We start from the raw sequence: 18,267 nt of genomic DNA, 5'->3' as shown, positions 1-18,267 counted from the left end.
CGCTGACGGCGGGCTCGGGACGTCAGTCTCGGGCCCGCCGTTGCAGTTTCGTACGAAAGGAAGTCGGCTGTGCCCAAGGTCAGCGAAGACCATCTCGCGGCGCGACGGAGCCAGATCCTCGACGGCGCCCGCCAGTGCTTCGCGCAGTACGGCTACGACGGCGCGACCGTGCGCCGGCTCGAGGAGACCACCGGGCTCTCACGCGGTGCGATCTTCCACCATTTCAAGGACAAGGACGGGCTGTTCCTCGCGCTCGCCCACGAGGACGCCAAGCGGATGGCCGACGTCGTCGCCGAGGGCGGCCTCGTCCAGGTGATGCGCGACATGCTCGCGTCCCCCGACCAGTTCGACTGGCTCGGCACTCGACTCGAGATCGCCCGGCGCCTGCGCACCGATCCCGAGTTCGCCCGCGACTGGACCCAGCGCAGCGCCGAACTCACCGAAGCCACCGTTCGCCGGCTCGAGCGCCAGAAGTCCGCCGGACGTCTGCGCGACGACCTGCCCACCGACGTCCTGCTCGACTACCTCGACCTGGTCCTCGACGGACTCATCGCCCGCATCGCGTCGGGGCACGGGGCCGAGAATCTCTCGGCCGTGCTCGATCTGGTCGAAGAGTCGGTGCGGCGCAAGGATTCCTGAGAACCGGCCCCCGGTTTCGCGCTCACCGCGCATCTCGGCCGGCGCAGCGAGCGACCTGGTGCAGGCCGGGGCGAGTAGGCGGACGGAGCCGGTCATATCCGGCGGCGCCGCCATGCCCCGACGGCCAGGCCGATTCCTACGACGGATACGGCGGGCAGGATCAATCGCATCCGCCGCAGCATCGTGTAGCGCTGGAACTGCTCGGCCGAAAGGAATTGCCCGTGCGGCGAACCAGGCCCGGGTGACCCCGTGCCCGGTCGATCCCACCAGATGCTCGACGCGCGGGTGACGATCTCGGGCCGGAAGAGTACGCCCAGGGTGGCGGCCACGGCGATGCACATGACGGGGAGCACCACCCAGAACCAGGGGAACCCGGGCGCGCGACCGAGCCGCCCGCGCCGCGGCAACACCGTAACCGCAACCAGCACCACGACTCCCATCGCGACGAGCACCAACCACGCCATGCGTTGCAGGTTACGGTCGGTCGGCGGTGACCCGGAGCCGATTGCCGTCGCGTCCGATCCTCAATCCTCGACATTGCGGGACTCACCTGGCCGGCGGCCATCTCGCATGGAGCCGTCTCACATGGAGAAAGGCATGCTGTCGACGGAGTAGCCGATCAGGCACATCACGGCCGCCACCGCCACGAGCCCCACGATCAGCCCGCACGCGAAGGGACGTGAGCTGCGCGGGAACAACAGCACTCCTACGACGCCGATCACCACCACGACGGGCAGCCACCAGCACATCCAGTAGCTGCCACCCCCGGGCGGGAACGCTTGGACGCCGAACGACTCACGCAGCGCCGAATTCGCCGGCCAGTAGGCCACCCCGCACGTAGCCGCTCCGAGGAGCGCACCGAGGAGTGCGAGGTCCCATCGGAAACCCGGCCGCTCGTCCGCAGCACCGTCGGGCTCCGTCTCCCCTGTCTGTTCGCCTTGGCAGGCACCATCAGCGCGGTCCGGTGCACCTGCCTCACCGTCGGCCGAACCAGATCTCATCCAGTGGTCTTCTTCCGCCGGTTCGGCCCACCGCGTCGACGCAGCGTCACGTCCGCCTCGACGAGCACGTTGTGAATGAAGCCGTACGAGCGGCCCGTCTGATTTGCAAGGGTGCGGATACTCGCACCGGCCTCGTACTGCGCTTTGAGGTCGTCGCGGAGCTTGTCACGCGATTCCCCGGTGATGCGTGCCCCCCGCGAGATTCCCGTGCTCTCCGCCATGACGACCTCCGGTCAGCTGAGCGAGCCTCGATTCCAGGCTAGATCACCCGCCGACACGTGATCAACGAAACGAGCAGCTACGCCGCCCGTGCGCCTTTTGCGTGGTCCCAACTACCAGAAAGGCGCACGGGCGCGGAGCGCCTAGGCCAGCTGGATCAGTTCCAGGTACTCCTGGGACCAGTGGTCCTCGGTGCCGTCGGGCAGCAGGATGACGCGTTCCGGGTTGAGCGCTTCCGCGGCGCCCGGGTCGTGCGTGACGAGTACGACGGCGCCGGTGTAGCTGCGGAGGGCGTCGAGCACCTGCTCGCGGGAGATCGGGTCGAGGTTGTTGGTGGGCTCGTCGAGCAGCAGGACATTCGCCGCTGACGACACCAGACCGGCCAGTGCCAGACGCGTCTTCTCACCACCGGACAGCGTGCCCGCCGGCTGGTCGAGCTGCGGGCCGCTGAACATGAACGCGCCGAGCAGACCGCGCAGGTCCTGCTCCCCCGCGTCGGGTGCCGCGTGCCGGATGTTCTCCCACACGCTCGCCTCGTCGTCGAGGGTGTCGTGCTCCTGCGCGAAGTAGCCGATCTTGAGGCCGTGACCGGGCACGAGCTCGCCCAGGTCCGGCGTCTCCACGCCGCCGAGCAGACGCAGCAGCGTCGTCTTGCCGGCACCGTTGAGACCCAGGATCACGACACGCGACCCGCGATCGATCGCGAGGTCGACGCCGGTGAAGATCTCCAGCGACCCGTAGACCTTGGTGAGTTCCTTCGCCATGAGCGGCGTCTTGCCGCACGGCGCGGGCTCCGGGAAGCGGATGTGCGCGACCTTGTCGTCCACCCGCACATCGTCGAGCGCAGCCATCATCTTGTCGGCGCGCTTGGCCATGTTCTGCGCGGCGGTCGCCTTGGTGGCCTTCGCGCCGAGCTTGGCAGCCTGCTGGCGCAGGGCGCTGGCCTTCTTCTCGGCGTTCGCGCGCTCGCGGCGACGACGCTGCTCGTCGGTGGCCCGGGCGTCGAGATACTTCTTCCAGCCCATGTTGTAGATGTCGGCCTCGCCGCGTACGGCGTCGAGGAACCACACCTTGTTGACGACGTCGGCGAGCAGGTCGACGTCGTGGCTGATCACGATCAGTCCGCCGTCGTGGTTCTGCAGGAAACCGCGGAGCCACGTGATGGAGTCGGCGTCGAGGTGGTTGGTGGGCTCGTCGAGCAGCAGCGTGGTGTTCGACTTGCCGCCGGAGCCGTCGGACGCGGCGAACAGGATGCGCGCGAGCTCGACGCGGCGGCGCTGACCTCCGGAGAGGGTCTTGAGCTGCTGGTTCAGCACCCGGTCCGGCAGACCGAGGCTGTTGCAGATGCGGGCGGCCTCGGACTCGGCGACATAGCCGCCGAGCGCGGAGAAGCGGTCCTCGAGGTTGCCGAACTTGCGGACGGCCTTGTCGCGGACCGTATCGTCGGCAGCCTCGGCCATGATGGCCTGCTGCTTTTCCATCTTCTTGATGATCTCGTCGAGTCCGCGCGCGGACAGCACCCGATCCTTCGCGAGAACCTCGAGGTCGCCCTCCTTGGGGTCCTGCGGCAGATACCCGAGGTCGCCGCTGCGGATCACCGTGCCCGCGTAGGGCTCGCCCTCCCCGGCGAGAATGCGCAGGGTGGTCGTCTTGCCGGCGCCGTTGCGTCCGACCAGGCCGATGCGGTCGCCGGCCTGCACGCGCAGCGCCGATCCCGGCGCGGAGAGAAGGGTCCGCACACCGGCACGAACTTCCAGGTCGGTGGCGGTAATCAAGCAAATCTCCTCAAACGAACGACCATCGAAACAACGAGGCAGAGAACCTCGGGACGTCATCGTGCCCGCGATCGGGCACAAGAACCACCGATTTTACCGTGACCTCGGCTCGCCGCCACACCACGGTCCGGTGACTCGGCTAACTTTGGGTCCCATGACACGCGTGAAGGATCTGCAGGACCGCAACGCCCTCGTCACCGGCGCCAGCCGCGGCATCGGCAAGGCCATCGCCGCCGAACTCCTCGCCCGGGGCGCGAACGTGGTCGTCACCGCCCGCAAACCGGAACCGCTCGAGGAGGCGGCGGAGGAACTGCGCGGCCTCGGGCACGGCGGCAAGGTACTCGCCGTCGCGGGCAACGCCGGTGACGCGGAGGCTCGCCGCGACGCGGTTGCCCGTACCGTCTCGGAGCTCGGCTCCCTCGACATCCTGATCAACAACACCGGCATCAACCCGGTGTACGGCGCACTGATGGACGCCGACCTGGACGCGATCCGCAAGATCTTCGACGTCAACGTCGTCGCGGCGCTGGGCTACGTGCAGGAGGCCTACCGGGCGTGGATGGGTGAGCACGGTGGCGCCGTCGTCAACCTGGCGAGTGTCGCCGGCATCCGGTCCACGGGCGTCATCGCCGCATACGGTGCCTCGAAGGCCGCGCTGATCAGGCTCACCGAGGAACTGGCGTGGCAGCTCGGACCGACGATCCGCGTCAACGCCGTCGCCCCGGGCGTCGTCAAGACCAAGTTCGCTGCCGCCCTCGTCGCCGCGGGTGAGGACCAGGCCTCGTCGATCTATCCGATGAAGCGGCTCGGCACTCCCGAGGACGTCGCCGGTCTCGTCGGTTTCCTGGTCTCCGACGACGCCGCGTGGATCACCGGCGAGACCGTGCGCGTCGACGGCGGGCTGCTCGCGACGGGCGCGCTCTGACCGCCGCACCCGATCTGGCGGTCGTCGGGCTCGGTCCAGCCGGCCGCGCCCTCGCGCACCGCGCCTCCCGGGCCGGGCTGAGCGTGGTGGCCGTCGACCCGCACCCGGACCGGCCGTGGCTGCCCACCTATGCAGCCTGGGTGGACGAGCTGCCCGGCTGGCTCGGAGTGGCCGTGCTGCGCTCGACCGTCGGCCGTCCGCAGGCGTGGGGTACCCGGCGCCACGTCCTCGACCGGGCGTACGGCGTCCTCGACAACGCGAAACTGCATCACGCTCTCGACATCTCGAACGCACACGTGATCCGCGGCTTCGTCGGCGCGGTGTCGCCCGGCGTCGTCACCCTCCGGGACGGCGCCGACATCCGCGCCCGTCGTGTGGTCGACGCACGCGGATTGCGCCCCGATCCGGCGTTCGCCGAGCAGACCGCGTTCGGGATCGTGCTGCCCGCGGCGGCCGCGAAACCCGCTCTCGACGGAGCCGACTGCTGGTTCATGGACTGGCGGACCGACAACGGCACCACACCCGCCGATTCCCCCTCTTTCCTGTACGCGGTGCCGTTGAGTGACGACACCGTGCTGCTCGAGGAGACGTGCCTGGTCGGCCGGCCCGGGCTGCCACTGGACGAACTGCGTCGACGGCTCGACGCGCGCCTCGACAATCGCGGCGTCGAGCTGCCGGCGAACCTCGAGGTCGAACGCGTCCGGTTCCCGGTGCAGGCGCCGCACACCCGTCCCGCGATCGCAGCGTTCGGTGCCCGAGCGGGACTGATCCACCCGGGCACCGGATACAGCGTCGCGGCGTCGCTGGCGGCCTCCGACGCCGTCGTGGCCGCCCTCGTGGCCGAGAACGACCCACGAAAGGCCTTGTGGCCATGGCAGGCCCGCGCCGTCCGCGCGCTGCGAGAAGTGGGCCTGTCGGCACTCCTGGATCTCGATCCCGCTCGGACCGCGGAGTTCTTCGACGCGTTCTTCGCCCTTTCCGCCGAGCGGCAGCGGGCCTACCTGTCGGGCCGCGACGACGTTCGTGGAACCGCGACGACCATGTGGCGACTCTTCCGCACGGTGTCGCCGCCGATCCGCCGGACGCTGGCCCGGGCCGGCGTCCGGCGGTCGTGACTCAGGACCCCAGCGAACCCGTCGGGATCCAGGACGGCAGCCGTCCGAGCGAGCCCGTCGCGGGCGTGGGTGTCTTCGGCAGCGGCGCCCCATCGAGGTCGGCGGGCTGCGCGATGCCCAGGTTGTCGAGAACGGTCGGCGTGATGTCGGCGATCGTGTAGCCGTCGTCGGTGGCGCCCGCCTGGTAGCCGGCGCCGCGTGCGATCACGAACGTCGTTGCCTCCTCGGCACTCTGGCCGCCGTGCCCGCCGTTCGGCTTGTGGCCGTGGTCGGAGGTGACCAGCACCGTCCACTTCTCGCCGGTCGCCTTGCTGCGGGCGTCCACGGCGTCGACGATCCTGCCGACCTCGGCGTCGACGCGCTCGAGCGACGGCAGGTACTCGGCGCCGGACGTTCCCGACGAGTGCCCCGCGCCGTCCACCTGATCGAGCTGGGTGAACAGGAAGTCCGGACCGTTGGCGGCGATCTCGGCGGCCACCGCGGTAGCGGTCGCCGTGTCCGTCGCCGCACCGCTGCCGGCATCCGGCGTCGACACCACGACGTCGGCCTTCGGGGTGCCGGAGTTCGAGATCGTGGCGATTCCGCCCCACGTGGCGATCGATGCGGTGCGCATCTGCGGGTTCGCCTGCTCGATGCGCGTGAACGCCGTCGGGTACTCGTCGTACCGAGCGCCGCTGTACGAGTTGTCGACCACGCCGTGCTTGGTGTGCCACACCCCCGTGAGGATCGTCGACCAGGACGGTCCGGAGATCGTGGGGTGTCCGAGGATGGACGACTGGCCGCTGGTGCCCTCGGCGATCAGTCGGTGCAGGTTGGGGGTATTCGCGTTCTTGACGTAGTCGAGCATCGTGCCGTCGAGTCCGATCACGACGGTCTTCGTGACCGATGTCGGCGCCGCGGCGGCGGTGCCGGCGGTTACGGCGGCGACCCCCGCGGCGAGGGTGCCGGCAGCGAGGAGGAGGGACAGGGCCTTCGGGGAATTGCTGTGGTCCGTCACAGGCACCAGCATCGATCGGACTAGACCAATTGTCACCGCATTGTCGCAAGTGTTGACCCAACGTTCGCCGAGCGTTCTCCGCAGCCGCCTCGCGGACGCCGAACAGTCGCCTGGACGTCGGCGAAATGTCTCGAGATGGTGATGATCTCCGCCGCGTGCCGCGCACAGCGCCGCAATCTCGGCAATAGTGGGGGCATGCGGTCAATCTGGAAGGGTTCCATCGCGTTCGGGCTGGTCAATGTGCCGGTCAAGGTGTACTCCGCGACGGAGGACCACGACATCCGCTTCCACCAGGTCCACGCAAAGGACGGTGGGCGGATCAAGTACAACCGCGTCTGCAGCGAATGCGGGCAGACGGTGCAATTCGCCGACATCGACAAGGCGTACGACTCCGACGAGGGTGACCGCGTCATCCTGACCGACGAGGACTTCGACAAGCTCCCCGCCGCCGAGAAGCACGAGATCCCGGTGCTGCAGTTCGTGCCCACCGAACAGATCGACCCGATCCTGTTCGAGAGGAGCTACTACCTCGAACCCGATTCGTCGTCGCCCAAGGCCTACGTCCTGCTGGCGAAGACGCTCGCCCAGACCGATCGCACCGCCCTCGTGCACTTCACGCTGCGGCAGAAGACCCGACTGGCGGCGCTGCGCGAGCGCGACCGCGTATTGGTGATCCAGACGCTCCTGTGGCCCGACGAAGTGCGGGCGGCCGAGTTCCCGTCCCTCGACGACGCCGAGGAGCCGAAGGCCAAGGAACTGAAGATGGCCGGCACGCTCGTCGACAGCATGGCCGAGGACTTCGACCCCACCGAGTTCACCGACGACTACCAGATCCAGCTCCGGCAATTGCTCGACGAGGCCATCGCCAGTGGCGGCAAGAAGGTGATCCCGGCGGCCGAACGTGCAGAGGGCGGCGAGGACGCCGAGGTGGTCGACCTGGTGGCGGCACTGCAGCGCAGCCTCGAGGCCGCCGGCGAGGAGGTCAAGCCCGCACCGGCGAAGAAGAAGGCGCCCGCGCGTCGTAAACGAGCCTGAGTCCGCGCTATCCCCGGCCGGGACGTGCGACGAAGCACCGCAGGTACCGCCCGGTCATCACGCTCTGCACGACCCGGGCCACCGGATCACCCAGGCGTGTGAACCACCGTCCCGGGCGGGAGAACACCGTGATGGTCGCCCGGACCTCGCCGTCGGCGTCACGTTCGACGCAGAACCGCTCCTCCCCCGACTCGGGATGACCGGGCAACGTCCCGTACGCGAAGCCGCGGCGGTCGGGCTCGTCGATCACGTAGACGACGCGGCACGGGATGGTCAGCCCGAACCACCGCAACACGACGGTGGTGCCCGGGGCCGCACGGTCGCTGTCGGCCTCGACCCGCAACCCGGCACGACGGTGGACGTCCCAGCGCATCAACGCGTCGGACGCGGCGAGGAACGTGCCCTCGCCGCGTCCGAGCGGAAGCGATTTGCGAATGTGGCGGTATCCCGCCGGCAGCTGCCCGGCAGTCGCACCGACCTCGTTGTAGGTCAGACCACCGGCCACCGGGCGTGCCCGTCTCTAGACGGTGAAACCGAGCGCGCGCAGCTGCTCGCGGCCGTCCTCGGTGATCTTGTCCGGACCCCACGGCGGCATCCAGACCCAGTTGATCCGCAGCTCGTCGCACAGGCTGCCGTTCACCAGCGCCCGCTTGGACTGCTCCTCGATGACGTCGGTCAGCGGGCACGCCGCCGACGTCAGCGTCATGTCCAGCAGCACGACGTCGATGCCGTTCTCGTCGATCTCCTTGAAGTCGTAGACCAGACCGAGGTCGACGACGTTGATACCGAGTTCGGGGTCGACGACGTCACGCATCGCCTCCTCGAGCTCGTCGAGTCGCTCCGGGGTGAGCGTCGCGCCGTACTCGGCGGCCTCGGTCGTCGCGGTGCTGTCCGCCTGCGCCTGTTCGGTCTGCGCGTCCGTCATGATGTCTGTCCTCCGGTTCGAGCCAGGTCGTTCTCGTCGTCGACTATTCGAACAACGGCGTCCTTGAAAGCCATCCATCCCAGCAACGCGCACTTCACGCGCGCCGGGTACTTCGACACACCGCTGAAGGCGATGCCGTCGCCGAGGACGTCCTCGTCGCCCTCGACGGTGCCGCGGCTGCTGACCATCTCGTTGAACGCGTCGACGGTGCGCAACGCCTCGTCGAGCGGCATGCCCACGATCTGGTCGAACAGCACCGACGTCGACGCCTGGCTGATCGAGCAACCCTGGCCGTCGTACGAGATGTCGGCGACTACCGGCCGGCCGTCCTCGCCCTCGGTGAGGTGCGCGCGCAACGTGATCTCGTCGCCGCACGTCGGGTTGACGTGATGCACCTCGGCACCGAACGGATCACGCAGGCCGCGCCCGTGCGGGTGCTTGTAGTGGTCCAGGATCACTTCCTGGTACATCTGCTCGAGGCGCACTCTCAGTTACCTCCGCTGACGCCGAAGAAGTCCTGTGCCCGCCGGATCCCGGCGATCAACGCGTCGACCTCGTCGAGGGTGTTGTACACCGCGAAGGACGCTCGAGCGGTGGCGGCGATGCCGAACCGCTGGTGCATCGGCCATGCGCAATGGTGTCCCACCCGCACGGCCACGCCGTCGTCGTCGAGGACCTGACCCAGATCGTGGGCATGGATCCCGTCGACGAGGAACGAGACGGCCGAACCGCGATCGATTCCGTCGGTGGGGCCGACGATCCGGACGCCGTCGATGCCGGCGAGGCCCTCGAGCGCCGCCGTCACCAGCAGGTGTTCGTGCGCTGCAACGGCATCCATGCCGATGTTCTCGAGGTACTTCACGGCGGCGCCGAGCCCGACCACCTGCGACGTCATCGGCACGCCGGCCTCGAAGCGCTGCGGCGGCGGCGCGTAGGTGCTGACCTCCATCGTGACGGTCTCGATCATCGAACCGCCCGTGATGAAGGGCGGCATCGACGCCAGCAGTTCGCGGCGGCCGTAGAGCACCCCGACACCGGACGGGCCGAGCATCTTGTGCCCGGAGAACGCCGCGAAATCGACGTCGAGGGAACGGAAGTCGACCGCGAGGTGCGGCACCGACTGGCACGCGTCGAGCACGGTCACCGCACCGACGGCCCGCGCCCGGCGGACCAGTTCGGCCACCGGCGAGATCGCGCCCGTCACGTTCGACTGGTGCGTGAACGCGACGACCTTCACCTTGTCGGTCAGCTCGAGCGAATCGAGGTCGATCCGGCCGTCGTCGGTGATGCCGTACCAGCGCAGCGTGGCGCCTGTGCGCCGCGCAAGCTCCTGCCACGGAACGAGATTCGCGTGGTGCTCGAGTTCGGTGACCACGATCTCGTCGCCGGGCCCGACCACCTTGTCGAAGCGGTCGTCACCGAACACGTACGCGACCAGGTTGAGTGACTCGGTGGCGTTCTTGGTGAACACCAGCTCGTCGGAATCGACGCCGACGAACGAGGCGATCGCGGCACGGGCACCCTCGTACGCGTCGGTGGCCTCCTCGGCCAGCTGATGCGCACCGCGGTGCACCGCCGCGTTGCACGTGGTCAGGAACTCCCGCTCGGCGTCGAGCACCTGCACCGGACGCTGCGAGGTGGCACCGGAATCCAGGTACACCAAGGGCTTTCCGTCACGCACGGTCCGCCCCAGGATCGGGAAGTCCTCCCGGATCCTGGTGACGTCCAGCGCAGCCGCCGTGGTGGTCATCGCGGACTACGCTCCCGCCCCGGCCTGGGTGAAGCGCACGTAGCCGTTGGTCTCGAGCTCGTCGGCGAGCTCGGGTCCACCCGACTCGACGATCTGGCCGTTCACGAACACGTGCACGAACTCCGGCTCGATGTAGCGCAGGATCCGGGTGTAGTGCGTGATCAGCAGGATTCCGCCGTTCTCACGCTCCTTGAAACGGTTGACGCCCTCGGACACGACGCGCAGCGCGTCGACGTCCAGGCCCGAGTCGGTCTCGTCGAGGATCGCGATCTTCGGCTTGAGCAGGCCCAGCTGCAGGATCTCGTGGCGCTTCTTCTCGCCGCCCGAGAAGCCCTCGTTGACGCTGCGCTCACCGAAGGTCGGATCGATCTCGAGCTCGCTCATCGCCTCCTTGACCTCCTTGACCCAGTGCCGCAGCTTCGGGGCCTCGCCGCGGACCGAGGTAGCGGCGGTGCGCAGGAAGTTCGACATCGAGACGCCGGGCACCTCGACCGGGTACTGCATCGCGAGGAACAGGCCCGCACGGGCGCGCTCGTCGACACTCATCTCCAGGACGTTCTCGCCGTCGAGGGTGATGGTGCCCGAGGTCACCTCGTACTTGGGGTGACCGGCGATCGCGTACGACAGCGTCGACTTGCCCGAACCGTTGGGGCCCATGATGGCGTGGGTCTCGCCCGAACGGACGGTGAGGTTCACACCCTTGAGGATGTTGATCGGCTCGGCGTTCTCGTCCGAGTTGGCGACGTTGACGTGCAGGTCGCGGATTTCAAGCGTAGACATTCGATTTCCTATGCGGGTATCGGCGAAGTATCTGTGTAAGGGCGGCGAACCGGATCAGGCGCCGACCGCGGCCAGCTCGGCCTCGACAGCGGCCTCGAGACGCTCCCGCACCTCGGGGACGGCGATGCGATTGATGATCTCGTGGAAGAAGCCACGCACGACCAGCCGCCGGGCCTGGTCCTCGGGGATCCCCCGGGCCCGCAGGTAGAACAGCTGCTCGTCGTCGAAACGTCCCGTGGCGCTGGCGTGTCCGGCGCCGACGATCTCGCCGGTCTCGATCTCGAGGTTCGGCACCGAATCGGCGCGCGCGCCGTCGGTGAGCACGAGATTGCGGTTGAGCTCGAACGTATCGGTGCCCTCCGCCTCGGCGCGGATCAGCACGTCGCCGATCCACACGGTGTGCGCGTCCGGCTTGCCCGACTCCGGATCACCTTGCAGCGCACCCTTGTACACGACGTTGGACTTGCAGTGCGGCTGCGAGTGGTCCACGAGCAGCCGGTGTTCGAAGTGCTGGCCGGCATCGGCGAAGTAGAGGCCGAGCATCTCGGCGTCGCCACCGGGCGCGGCGTACTTGACCGTCGGGGTGATGCGAACGAGGTCGCCGCCGAGGCTCACCGACGTGTGCCGCAGCACCGAGTCACGACCGAGCCGAGCGTGGTGCGCGGCGGTGTGGACGGCGTCGTCGGCCCAGTCCTGCACCGCGACGACGGTCAGCGACGCGCTGTCGCCGATCACGAACTCCACGTTCTCCGCGTAGGTGCCGCTGCCCTTCTGGTCGAGGACGATCGTGGCCTTCGCGAACTCCTCGAGCCGGATCTGCAGGTGCCCGAACGCGACCTCGCCCTCGCCCGGTCCGGTGACCTCGATGTGGACCGGAGCGGCCACCTCGGTCTCCCGACCGACGGTCACCACGGTGGCAGACTCGAACGACGAGTACGCCTGCGCGGCAACCCGGTCGAACGGAACGCCACCCTGCCCGAGGCGGGCGTCGTCACGGCCGACGGTCTCGACCTGGACGTCGCCGTGGACCGCGACGACCGCCGGGGCCGTCGCGACGGCGCTGCCGTCGTGCAGCCCGCGCAGCCGGCGCAGCGGCGTGAAGCGCCACGCCTCGTCCCGGCCGGCGGGCACCTCGAACGCGTTGACGTCGAACGAGGTGAAGACCTCACCCTTGTTGGTCGCGGGGGCGACGTTCTCGCCGGCCGCCGCGCCCTGTACTCCCGTCACGGGGGTGCTCACTAGCCCACCGCCCCTTCCATCTGCAGTTCGATCAGGCGGTTGAGCTCGAGGGCATACTCCATCGGCAGCTCCTTGGCGATGGGCTCGACGAACCCGCGCACCACCATGGCCATGGCCTCGTCCTCGGTCAGACCGCGGCTCATGAGGTAGAACAACTGGTCGTCGCTGACCTTCGAGACCGTGGCCTCGTGACCCATCGTCACGTCGTCCTCGCGGACGTCGACGTACGGGTAGGTGTCCGAGCGGCTGATCTGGTCGACCAGCAGGGCGTCACACTTGACGGTCGCCTTCGACCCGTGGGCGCCCTTGTTGACCTGGACCAGACCGCGGTAAGACGCGCGCCCGCCGCCGCGGGCCACCGACTTCGACACGATGGTCGACGACGTGTGCGGCGCCAGGTGCAGCATCTTCGCGCCCGTGTCCTGGTGCTGACCCTCGCCGGCGAACGCGACGGAGAGGACCTCGCCGCGGGCGTGCTCGCCCATCATCCACACGGCCGGGTACTTCATCGTGACCTTGGAGCCGATGTTGCCGTCGATCCACTCCATCGAGCCGCCCGCCTCGACCCTGGTGCGCTTGGTCACCAGGTTGTAGACGTTGTTCGACCAGTTCTGGATCGTCGTGTAGCGGCAGTGGCCGCCCTTCTTGACGATGATCTCGACCACCGCGGAGTGCAGCGAGTCGGACTTGTAGATCGGGGCCGTGCAGCCCTCGACGTAGTGCACCGAAGCGCCCTCGTCGACGATGATGAGCGTCCGCTCGAACTGACCCATGTTCTCGGTGTTGATCCGGAAGTAGGCCTGGAGCGGAATGTCGACGTGCACGCCCGGCGGCACGTAGATGAACGATCCACCGGACCACACCGCGGTGTTCAGCGCGGAGAACTTGTTGTCGCCAGCCGGGATGACCGTGCCGAAGTACTCACGGAACAGTTCCGGGTGCTCACGCAGACCGGAGTCGGTGTCGAGGAAGATGACGCCCTGTGCCTCGAGATCCTCACGGATCTGGTGGTACACGACCTCGGACTCGTACTGCGCTGCGACACCGGCGATCAGGCGCTGCTTCTCCGCCTCCGGGATGCCCAGCTTGTCGTACGTGTTCTTGATGTCCTCGGGCAGGTCTTCCCAGCTCTCGGCCTGCTTCTCCGTGGACCGCACGAAGTACTTGATGTTGTCGAAATCGATGCCGTCGAGATTCGAGCCCCAGTGCGGCATCGGCTTCTTGTCGAAGGTGCGCAGCGCCTTGAGCCGGATGTCGAGCATCCAGTCGGGTTCGTTCTTCTTTGCGGAGATGTCCCGCACGACGTCCTCGGACAGACCTCGCTGCGCACTGGCACCGGCGACGTCGGCGTCCGCCCAGCCGTACTCGTAGTTGCCCAGCGAGGCGATCGTCTCTTCTTGAGACAGGGGCGCCTCGGGTGTCACCTGGTCTGGTGTGACGGTCATGCGAGCTCCTTCCGGAGTCTTGTTACGTACCGGTGTGAGCTGTCCACCGGAGAGAACATCTATGAGGTCTTTCGGGGTAATGCGAGAGGAACGTGGGTGGTGCAGGCGCAGTCGCCGTTCGCGATGGTCGCCAACTGCTGGACGTGGGTGCCGAGCAGTTCCGCGAACGCGGCCCGCTCCGCCTCGCAGAGTTCGGGGAACTCCTCCGCGACGTGCGAGATCGGGCAGTGGTGCTGACAGATCTGCACACCGTTGCCGACCGGACGGATCGACGCGGCGAAACCGGCCGAGGTGAACGCCTCGGCGATTTCCTCCGCCGTCGACTCGACGGCCTCCGGTTCGTCGTCGTCGACCGGAGCGACCGAACCGACGATCGACTGCACCCGGCGACGGGCGAAGTCCTCGATGGCCGCGTCTCCACCGATCTCGCGCAACTGACGCATGGCCGCGCCCGCGAGATCGTCGTACGTGTGGCCGAGCTTTCCGCGGCCCGCCGCCGTGATCTGGAACAGTTTCGCCGGCCGACCGCGACCACGCTGGCGCCAGCTGGCGGCACTGGCTTCCTGCGCCTCCCCCGCCTCGATGAGCACGTCGAGATGGCGTCGGACACCCGCCGCACTGAGGCCGAGTCGCGCGCCGATGTCGGTGGCCGAGATCGGCCCCTCCTCGACGAGCAACTGCACCACCGCGGCGCGAGTGTGTCCCTCGTGCGCGCCGGCCACGGGCAGCGCCGCGCCCGTGGACGTCTGAGCAGGCACGTGACCTACCCTTTCCCCACTCGCGCGTCGAGCCGCTTCCGATTTCACAACACCAGTGTGACGGAATTAAGCGCATCGGTCCACGAAGGGTTACCTGCGTGATCTGGGACACACCCGATTCGGGGCCGGCCCGCGCGACCCCGGCCGGGACACCTCGTTCGCACCGCTACGCTGCACCGTGTGCCGCAGACCGAGATGGAACACGAGTCGGAAGCCCCGGCCCCGTCTCGGGCCGAGAAGGTGACCGCCTTCGCCAAGCGTGCGCTCGGCGTCGACGGCCGCTCCCACCGACCCTCCGTGTCGGACCGCCTGCACGGCGACGAACCGGAGGCGCCCGGACTCGACGGGCACGAGACGCGGCAGCTTCATCGGATTCGCCTCTTCGGCGCGACCGGCGCCGTCCTCATGGCGGTCGGCGCCCTCGGCGCCGGCGCGCAGCCCGTCCTGCAGAACCCGGTCCAGGGGCTGCGCATCCTCGGACTTCCCGCCCGCATGCCCAGCGCGACGCTGAGCATGGCGATGACCGGCACGGTGATGGTCGTGTTGGCCTGGCTGCTGCTGGGGCGGTTCGCGGTCGGCAGCATGCGGGGCGGACGCGCGATCCGCCAGCTCAGTCGGTCCCAACTCGATCGGACGCTGCTCCTGTGGGTGATCCCGCTCACGGTGGCGCCGCCGATGTTCAGCCGGGACGTCTACTCCTACCTCGCCCAGAGCGAGATCACGGCCCGCGGACTGGACCCGTACGAGATCGGTCCGGCCGGCGCACTGGGCGTCGACCACGTCCTCACCCGCACGGTGCCCAACATCTGGCGGGACACCCCCGCGCCGTACGGCCCGCTGTTCCTCTGGATGGGCCGCGGGATCACCTGGCTCACCGGCGACAACATCGTGGCGGGCATCTTCCTGCACCGCCTCCTGGCCCTTGCCGGCGTCGCGATGATCGTGTGGGCGCTGCCCCGGCTCGCCCGGCGCTGCGGGGTGTCGAGCGTGAGTGCCCTCTGGCTCGGCGCCGCGAACCCGCTCGTGCTGTTCCACCTGGTCGCCGGGATCCACAACGAAGCGCTGATGATCGGCCTCATGCTCGCCGGCGTGGAACTCGCGTTGCGCGCCGTCGAGGGCAAGGATCCGATCCGCGGGCGCGCGCTCGTGCTGCTGCTGGCGGGTGCGACGCTGATCGCGCTGTCGTCGACGATCAAGATTCCGTCCCTGCTCGCGCTCGGGTTCGTGGGGATGGCGCTCGCCCGCAGGTGGGGCTCGAACACGAAGGCACTCGCGTCCGCCGCCGCACTGCTGGGTGTGGTCGCGATTGCGGTGACCGTCTTCGTCAGTGTCGCCAGCGGGCTCGGCATGGGCTGGACCCAGACCCTGGGTACGGCGACCGAGGTGCGCAGTTGGATGTCCATCCCGACCCTGCTGGGGCTCGGGACCGGGCTCGTCGGCGTCCTGCTGGGACTCGGCGACCACACCACCGCAGTGCTGAGCCTGACCCGCCCGATCGCGTCGCTGGTCGCGGCATTCATCACGCTGCGCATGCTGGTCGCCGTGCTCGTCGGCCGCATCCACCCGGTGGGCGCGCTGGGCGTCTCGCTCGGAGCGATCGTGTTGCTGTTCCCGGTGGTCCAGCCGTGGTACCTGCTCTGGGCGGTGATCCCGCTGGCCGCATGGGCGACCCGGCCGGTGTTCCGAGTCCCGACCATCGCCTTCTCGTCGGTCGTCGGCGTGATCCTGATGCCCAACGGCGCCGAGTATCAGCCGTTCATGATCGTGCAGGCCGCGGTGGCGACGACCCTCACCTGCCTGACCGTCATCATCCTCACCCGGAACCTGCTGCCGTGGCGGGCGCAGCAGACCACCGCACCGGTCTGATCGGGCCGGGGCTTAGGCTGGATCCTCGTGATTGGCAGAACGTCGGCGACGACGTTGAAGAAGGGTGAGCCCGCGGTGCGGCTCGAGGGCGTCGTCAAGACGTTCGGCGAGGTACGGGCCGTCGACGGGTTGGAACTCCGGGTCGAGCGGGCCCAGGTGCTCGCTCTCCTCGGCCCGAACGGTGCGGGCAAGACCACCACCGTCGAGATGTGTGAGGGCTTCGTCGCACCCGACGCCGGTTCGGTGCGGGTGCTGGGACTCGACCCGATCGCCGACTCGGCGGCCCTCCGGCCACGCATCGGTGTGATGCTGCAGGGCGGCGGCGCATATCCGGGTTCCAAGGCGGGCGAAATGCTCGACCTGGTCGCGTCGTACTCGGCGAATCCACTCGATCCCGAGTGGCTGCTGCGCAGCCTCGGCCTGCAGGACGCCCGCCGTACCCCGTACCGCCGCCTGTCCGGCGGACAGCAGCAGCGACTGTCGCTGGCGTGCGCTCTCGTCGGACGCCCCGAACTGGTCTTCCTCGACGAGCCGACCGCCGGGCTGGACGCGCAGGCGCGCCTGCTGGTCTGGGAGCTCGTCGACGCGCTGCGCCGGGACGGTGTCAGTGTGCTGCTGACCACGCACCTGATGGACGAGGCCGAGGAGCTGGCCGACGAACTCGTCATCATCGACCACGGCAGGATCGTCGCGTCGGGCACCCCGTCCGAGGTGACCCGAACCGGGGCGGAGGGTCTGCTGAGCCTCGTCGCCCCGCCCGGGCTCGATCTGACGCCGCTGCAGGCGGTACTGCCCGCCGACTTCCAGGCGCAGGAGGTCTCCCCCGGCGACTACGTCGTGCGCGGCGCGATCGATCCGCACATCGTCGCGGCGGTCACGTCGTGGTGCGCGGGTCAGGACGCCCTCGCCACGGAGATCCGGGTCGACCAGCGCCGGCTCGAGGACGTCTTCCTCGAACTCACGGGACGGGATCTGAGGGGATGAGCGTGACGAACCACGAACGTTTGGCCGACAACCGTTTCGCCGCCGGCACGTTCGCCCCGAATCCGCAGCCGGCGCCTCCCGCTCGGATGCTGGCCTCGCAGACCAAGCTGGAGCTGACGCTGCTGCTCCGCAACGGCGAGCAGCTGCTCATCACGATGTTGATCCCCATCACGCTGCTGATCGGCCTCACGCTGCTGCCGATCGGCGACTTCGGGACCGATCGGGTAGACACGATCGTTCCGGCGGTGATGATGGTGGCGATCATGTCGACCGCGTTCACCGGACAGGCCATCGCCGTCGGCTTCGACCGGCGGTACGGGGCGCTCAAACGCCTGGGCGCGACCCCGTTGCCCAAGTGGGGCATCATCGCCGGTAAGAGCGCCGCGGTGGTGATCGTCGTTGCGATGCAGACGCTGATCCTCGGCGCGATCGGCTTCGCGCTCGGCTGGCGGCCGAGCGTGCTCGGCCTGGCCCTCGGCGCCGTCGTGATCGCGCTCGGCACCGTCACGTTCGCGTGCATGGGTCTGCTGCTCGGCGGCTCACTGCGGGCCGAGATCGTCCTCGCGCTCGCGAACATCCTGTGGTTCGCGATGGCGGGCATCGGCAGCGTGATCTTCGCGGACCAGATCAACGACGGCGTCCGGATCGCCGCCCAGATCGTCCCCTCCGGCGCGCTGGCTCAAGCCCTCGAGGACGCCACCGGCGGGACCGTCAACTTCGCTTGTGTGGCCATCCTCGCGGCATGGGCCGCAGTGACCGGTTTCGTCGCGACCAGGACGTTCAAGTTCGTCTGACACGAGTATTCGTGCATTCG

General features: G+C 68.7%; 20 protein-coding genes. 7 read left to right on the top strand and 13 right to left on the bottom strand.

The genetic code is table 11. From position 1 onward, the window contains the following. Positions 1-69 precede the first annotated feature (69 nt). On the top strand, positions 70-639 hold the full coding sequence (locus tag PSS76_RS18035; RefSeq protein ID WP_005513342.1) for a TetR/AcrR family transcriptional regulator: 570 nt from the start codon (positions 70-72) through the stop codon (positions 637-639). Positions 640-731: 92 nt separating this feature from the next. Here the strand turns inward: PSS76_RS18035 and PSS76_RS18030 are convergent, their stop codons facing one another. The 4 genes from PSS76_RS18030 to PSS76_RS18015 form a co-directional block, all read right to left on the bottom strand. Continuing rightward, entirely contained in the window at positions 732-1,103 is a 372-nt protein-coding gene (locus PSS76_RS18030) for a hypothetical protein (RefSeq protein WP_041674222.1), read from the bottom strand. Between the two features lie 117 nt (positions 1,104-1,220). Then, entirely contained in the window at positions 1,221-1,640 is a 420-nt protein-coding gene (locus PSS76_RS18025) for a hypothetical protein (protein WP_139794564.1), read from the bottom strand. After that, on the bottom strand, positions 1,637-1,861 hold the full coding sequence (locus PSS76_RS18020; RefSeq protein ID WP_005513350.1) for a helix-turn-helix domain-containing protein: 225 nt from the start codon (positions 1,859-1,861) through the stop codon (positions 1,637-1,639). Before PSS76_RS18020 ends, PSS76_RS18025 begins: the two co-directional genes overlap by 4 nt. Before the next feature lie 141 nt (positions 1,862-2,002). Next, positions 2,003-3,634 (bottom strand): ABC-F family ATP-binding cassette domain-containing protein, encoded by a 1,632-nt coding sequence (locus PSS76_RS18015; RefSeq protein WP_022595841.1) that lies wholly within the window; start codon positions 3,632-3,634, stop codon positions 2,003-2,005. Positions 3,635-3,788: 154 nt separating this feature from the next. Between PSS76_RS18015 and PSS76_RS18010 the strand changes: the two genes are divergently transcribed. Both PSS76_RS18010 and PSS76_RS18005 read left to right on the top strand, forming a co-directional pair. After that, positions 3,789-4,559, top strand: a complete 771-nt coding sequence (locus tag PSS76_RS18010) for an SDR family oxidoreductase (protein WP_005513352.1) — start codon at positions 3,789-3,791, stop codon at positions 4,557-4,559. Beyond that, complete coding sequence (locus PSS76_RS18005) at positions 4,499-5,674, top strand: lycopene cyclase family protein (protein ID WP_233282369.1); 1,176 nt, start codon at positions 4,499-4,501, stop codon at positions 5,672-5,674. Before PSS76_RS18010 ends, PSS76_RS18005 begins: the two co-directional genes overlap by 61 nt. 1 nt (position 5,675) lies before the next feature. Here the strand turns inward: PSS76_RS18005 and PSS76_RS18000 are convergent, their stop codons facing one another. Beyond that, complete coding sequence (locus PSS76_RS18000; RefSeq protein WP_337456487.1) at positions 5,676-6,683, bottom strand: alkaline phosphatase family protein; 1,008 nt, start codon at positions 6,681-6,683, stop codon at positions 5,676-5,678. Between the two features lie 183 nt (positions 6,684-6,866). On the opposite strand from PSS76_RS18000, the gene ku reads away from it, so the two are divergent. Beyond that, entirely contained in the window at positions 6,867-7,706 is an 840-nt protein-coding gene (gene ku, locus PSS76_RS17995) for a non-homologous end joining protein Ku (RefSeq protein ID WP_337456486.1), read from the top strand. A gap of 7 nt (positions 7,707-7,713) precedes the next feature. Here the strand turns inward: ku and PSS76_RS17990 are convergent, their stop codons facing one another. From PSS76_RS17990 to PSS76_RS17955, 8 genes are read right to left on the bottom strand one after another with little or no spacing between them, the layout of a single operon-like run. Further along, positions 7,714-8,211 carry a DUF1990 domain-containing protein gene (locus PSS76_RS17990; RefSeq protein WP_337456485.1) on the bottom strand — a complete coding sequence of 166 codons (498 nt, stop codon included), beginning with the start codon at positions 8,209-8,211 and terminating at the stop codon, positions 7,714-7,716. Between the two features lie 15 nt (positions 8,212-8,226). Further along, the gene (locus PSS76_RS17985) at positions 8,227-8,631 is read right to left on the bottom strand and encodes a metal-sulfur cluster assembly factor (protein WP_005513359.1); all 405 of its coding nucleotides are present in this window, start codon (positions 8,629-8,631) and stop codon (positions 8,227-8,229) included. Then, positions 8,628-9,116, bottom strand: a complete 489-nt coding sequence (gene sufU, locus PSS76_RS17980; protein WP_005513360.1) for a Fe-S cluster assembly sulfur transfer protein SufU — start codon at positions 9,114-9,116, stop codon at positions 8,628-8,630. Before sufU ends, PSS76_RS17985 begins: the two co-directional genes overlap by 4 nt. Before the next feature lie 2 nt (positions 9,117-9,118). Then, entirely contained in the window at positions 9,119-10,381 is a 1,263-nt protein-coding gene (locus tag PSS76_RS17975) for a cysteine desulfurase (protein ID WP_084955683.1), read from the bottom strand. 6 nt (positions 10,382-10,387) lie between these two features. Continuing rightward, positions 10,388-11,161: a Fe-S cluster assembly ATPase SufC gene (gene sufC, locus PSS76_RS17970; RefSeq protein WP_005513363.1), complete on the bottom strand. Its 774-nt coding sequence runs from the start codon at positions 11,159-11,161 to the stop codon at positions 10,388-10,390. A gap of 54 nt (positions 11,162-11,215) precedes the next feature. Next, complete coding sequence (gene sufD, locus PSS76_RS17965; protein WP_005513364.1) at positions 11,216-12,400, bottom strand: Fe-S cluster assembly protein SufD; 1,185 nt, start codon at positions 12,398-12,400, stop codon at positions 11,216-11,218. Further along, positions 12,400-13,845, bottom strand: a complete 1,446-nt coding sequence (gene sufB, locus PSS76_RS17960) for a Fe-S cluster assembly protein SufB (RefSeq protein ID WP_337456484.1) — start codon at positions 13,843-13,845, stop codon at positions 12,400-12,402. The genes sufD and sufB overlap by 1 nt, the downstream gene beginning before the upstream one ends. Before the next feature lie 59 nt (positions 13,846-13,904). Next, a complete protein-coding gene (locus tag PSS76_RS17955) occupies positions 13,905-14,603 on the bottom strand; it encodes a helix-turn-helix transcriptional regulator (protein ID WP_175274773.1) in 699 nt (232 codons plus the stop codon). A 195-nt stretch (positions 14,604-14,798) separates the two neighbouring features. Between PSS76_RS17955 and mptB the strand changes: the two genes are divergently transcribed. The 3 genes from mptB to PSS76_RS17940 are packed head-to-tail and all read left to right on the top strand — an operon-like array spanning position 14,799 to position 18,247. Then, complete coding sequence (gene mptB, locus PSS76_RS17950) at positions 14,799-16,469, top strand: polyprenol phosphomannose-dependent alpha 1,6 mannosyltransferase MptB (RefSeq protein WP_005513370.1); 1,671 nt, start codon at positions 14,799-14,801, stop codon at positions 16,467-16,469. A gap of 54 nt (positions 16,470-16,523) precedes the next feature. Next, positions 16,524-17,453 (top strand): ABC transporter ATP-binding protein, encoded by a 930-nt coding sequence (locus PSS76_RS17945; RefSeq protein ID WP_064058626.1) that lies wholly within the window; start codon positions 16,524-16,526, stop codon positions 17,451-17,453. Beyond that, positions 17,450-18,247: an ABC transporter permease gene (locus tag PSS76_RS17940; RefSeq protein WP_013415953.1), complete on the top strand. Its 798-nt coding sequence runs from the start codon at positions 17,450-17,452 to the stop codon at positions 18,245-18,247. Before PSS76_RS17945 ends, PSS76_RS17940 begins: the two co-directional genes overlap by 4 nt. Positions 18,248-18,267: the final 20 nt, after the last annotated feature.

This window comes from Prescottella sp. D32 (assembly GCF_037287305.1).
GTDB classification, from domain to species: Bacteria; Actinomycetota; Actinomycetes; order Mycobacteriales; family Mycobacteriaceae; genus Prescottella; species Prescottella equi.
The sequence above is the reverse complement of the archived record's forward strand: the minus strand, read 5'-3'. Positions and strand labels throughout refer to the sequence as shown.

What these genes read in the sequence shown, in the direction of transcription:
- PSS76_RS18030 (WP_041674222.1), bottom strand. Translation starts at nt 1,103, where the DNA reads ATGGCGTGGTTGGTGCTCGTCGCGATGGGAGTCGTGGTGCTGGTTGCG.
- PSS76_RS18025 (WP_139794564.1), bottom strand. Translation starts at nt 1,640, where the DNA reads ATGAGATCTGGTTCGGCCGACGGTGAGGCAGGTGCACCGGACCGCGCT.
- PSS76_RS18020 (WP_005513350.1), bottom strand. Translation starts at nt 1,861, where the DNA reads ATGGCGGAGAGCACGGGAATCTCGCGGGGGGCACGCATCACCGGGGAA.
- PSS76_RS18010 (WP_005513352.1), top strand. Translation starts at nt 3,789, where the DNA reads ATGACACGCGTGAAGGATCTGCAGGACCGCAACGCCCTCGTCACCGGC.
- PSS76_RS18000 (WP_337456487.1), bottom strand. Translation starts at nt 6,683, where the DNA reads ATGCTGGTGCCTGTGACGGACCACAGCAATTCCCCGAAGGCCCTGTCC.
- ku (WP_337456486.1), top strand. Translation starts at nt 6,867, where the DNA reads ATGCGGTCAATCTGGAAGGGTTCCATCGCGTTCGGGCTGGTCAATGTG.
- PSS76_RS17985 (WP_005513359.1), bottom strand. Translation starts at nt 8,631, where the DNA reads ATGACGGACGCGCAGACCGAACAGGCGCAGGCGGACAGCACCGCGACG.
- PSS76_RS17975 (WP_084955683.1), bottom strand. Translation starts at nt 10,381, where the DNA reads ATGACCACCACGGCGGCTGCGCTGGACGTCACCAGGATCCGGGAGGAC.
- sufC (WP_005513363.1), bottom strand. Translation starts at nt 11,161, where the DNA reads ATGTCTACGCTTGAAATCCGCGACCTGCACGTCAACGTCGCCAACTCG.
- sufB (WP_337456484.1), bottom strand. Translation starts at nt 13,845, where the DNA reads ATGACCGTCACACCAGACCAGGTGACACCCGAGGCGCCCCTGTCTCAA.
- mptB (WP_005513370.1), top strand. Translation starts at nt 14,799, where the DNA reads ATGGAACACGAGTCGGAAGCCCCGGCCCCGTCTCGGGCCGAGAAGGTG.
- PSS76_RS17940 (WP_013415953.1), top strand. Translation starts at nt 17,450, where the DNA reads ATGAGCGTGACGAACCACGAACGTTTGGCCGACAACCGTTTCGCCGCC.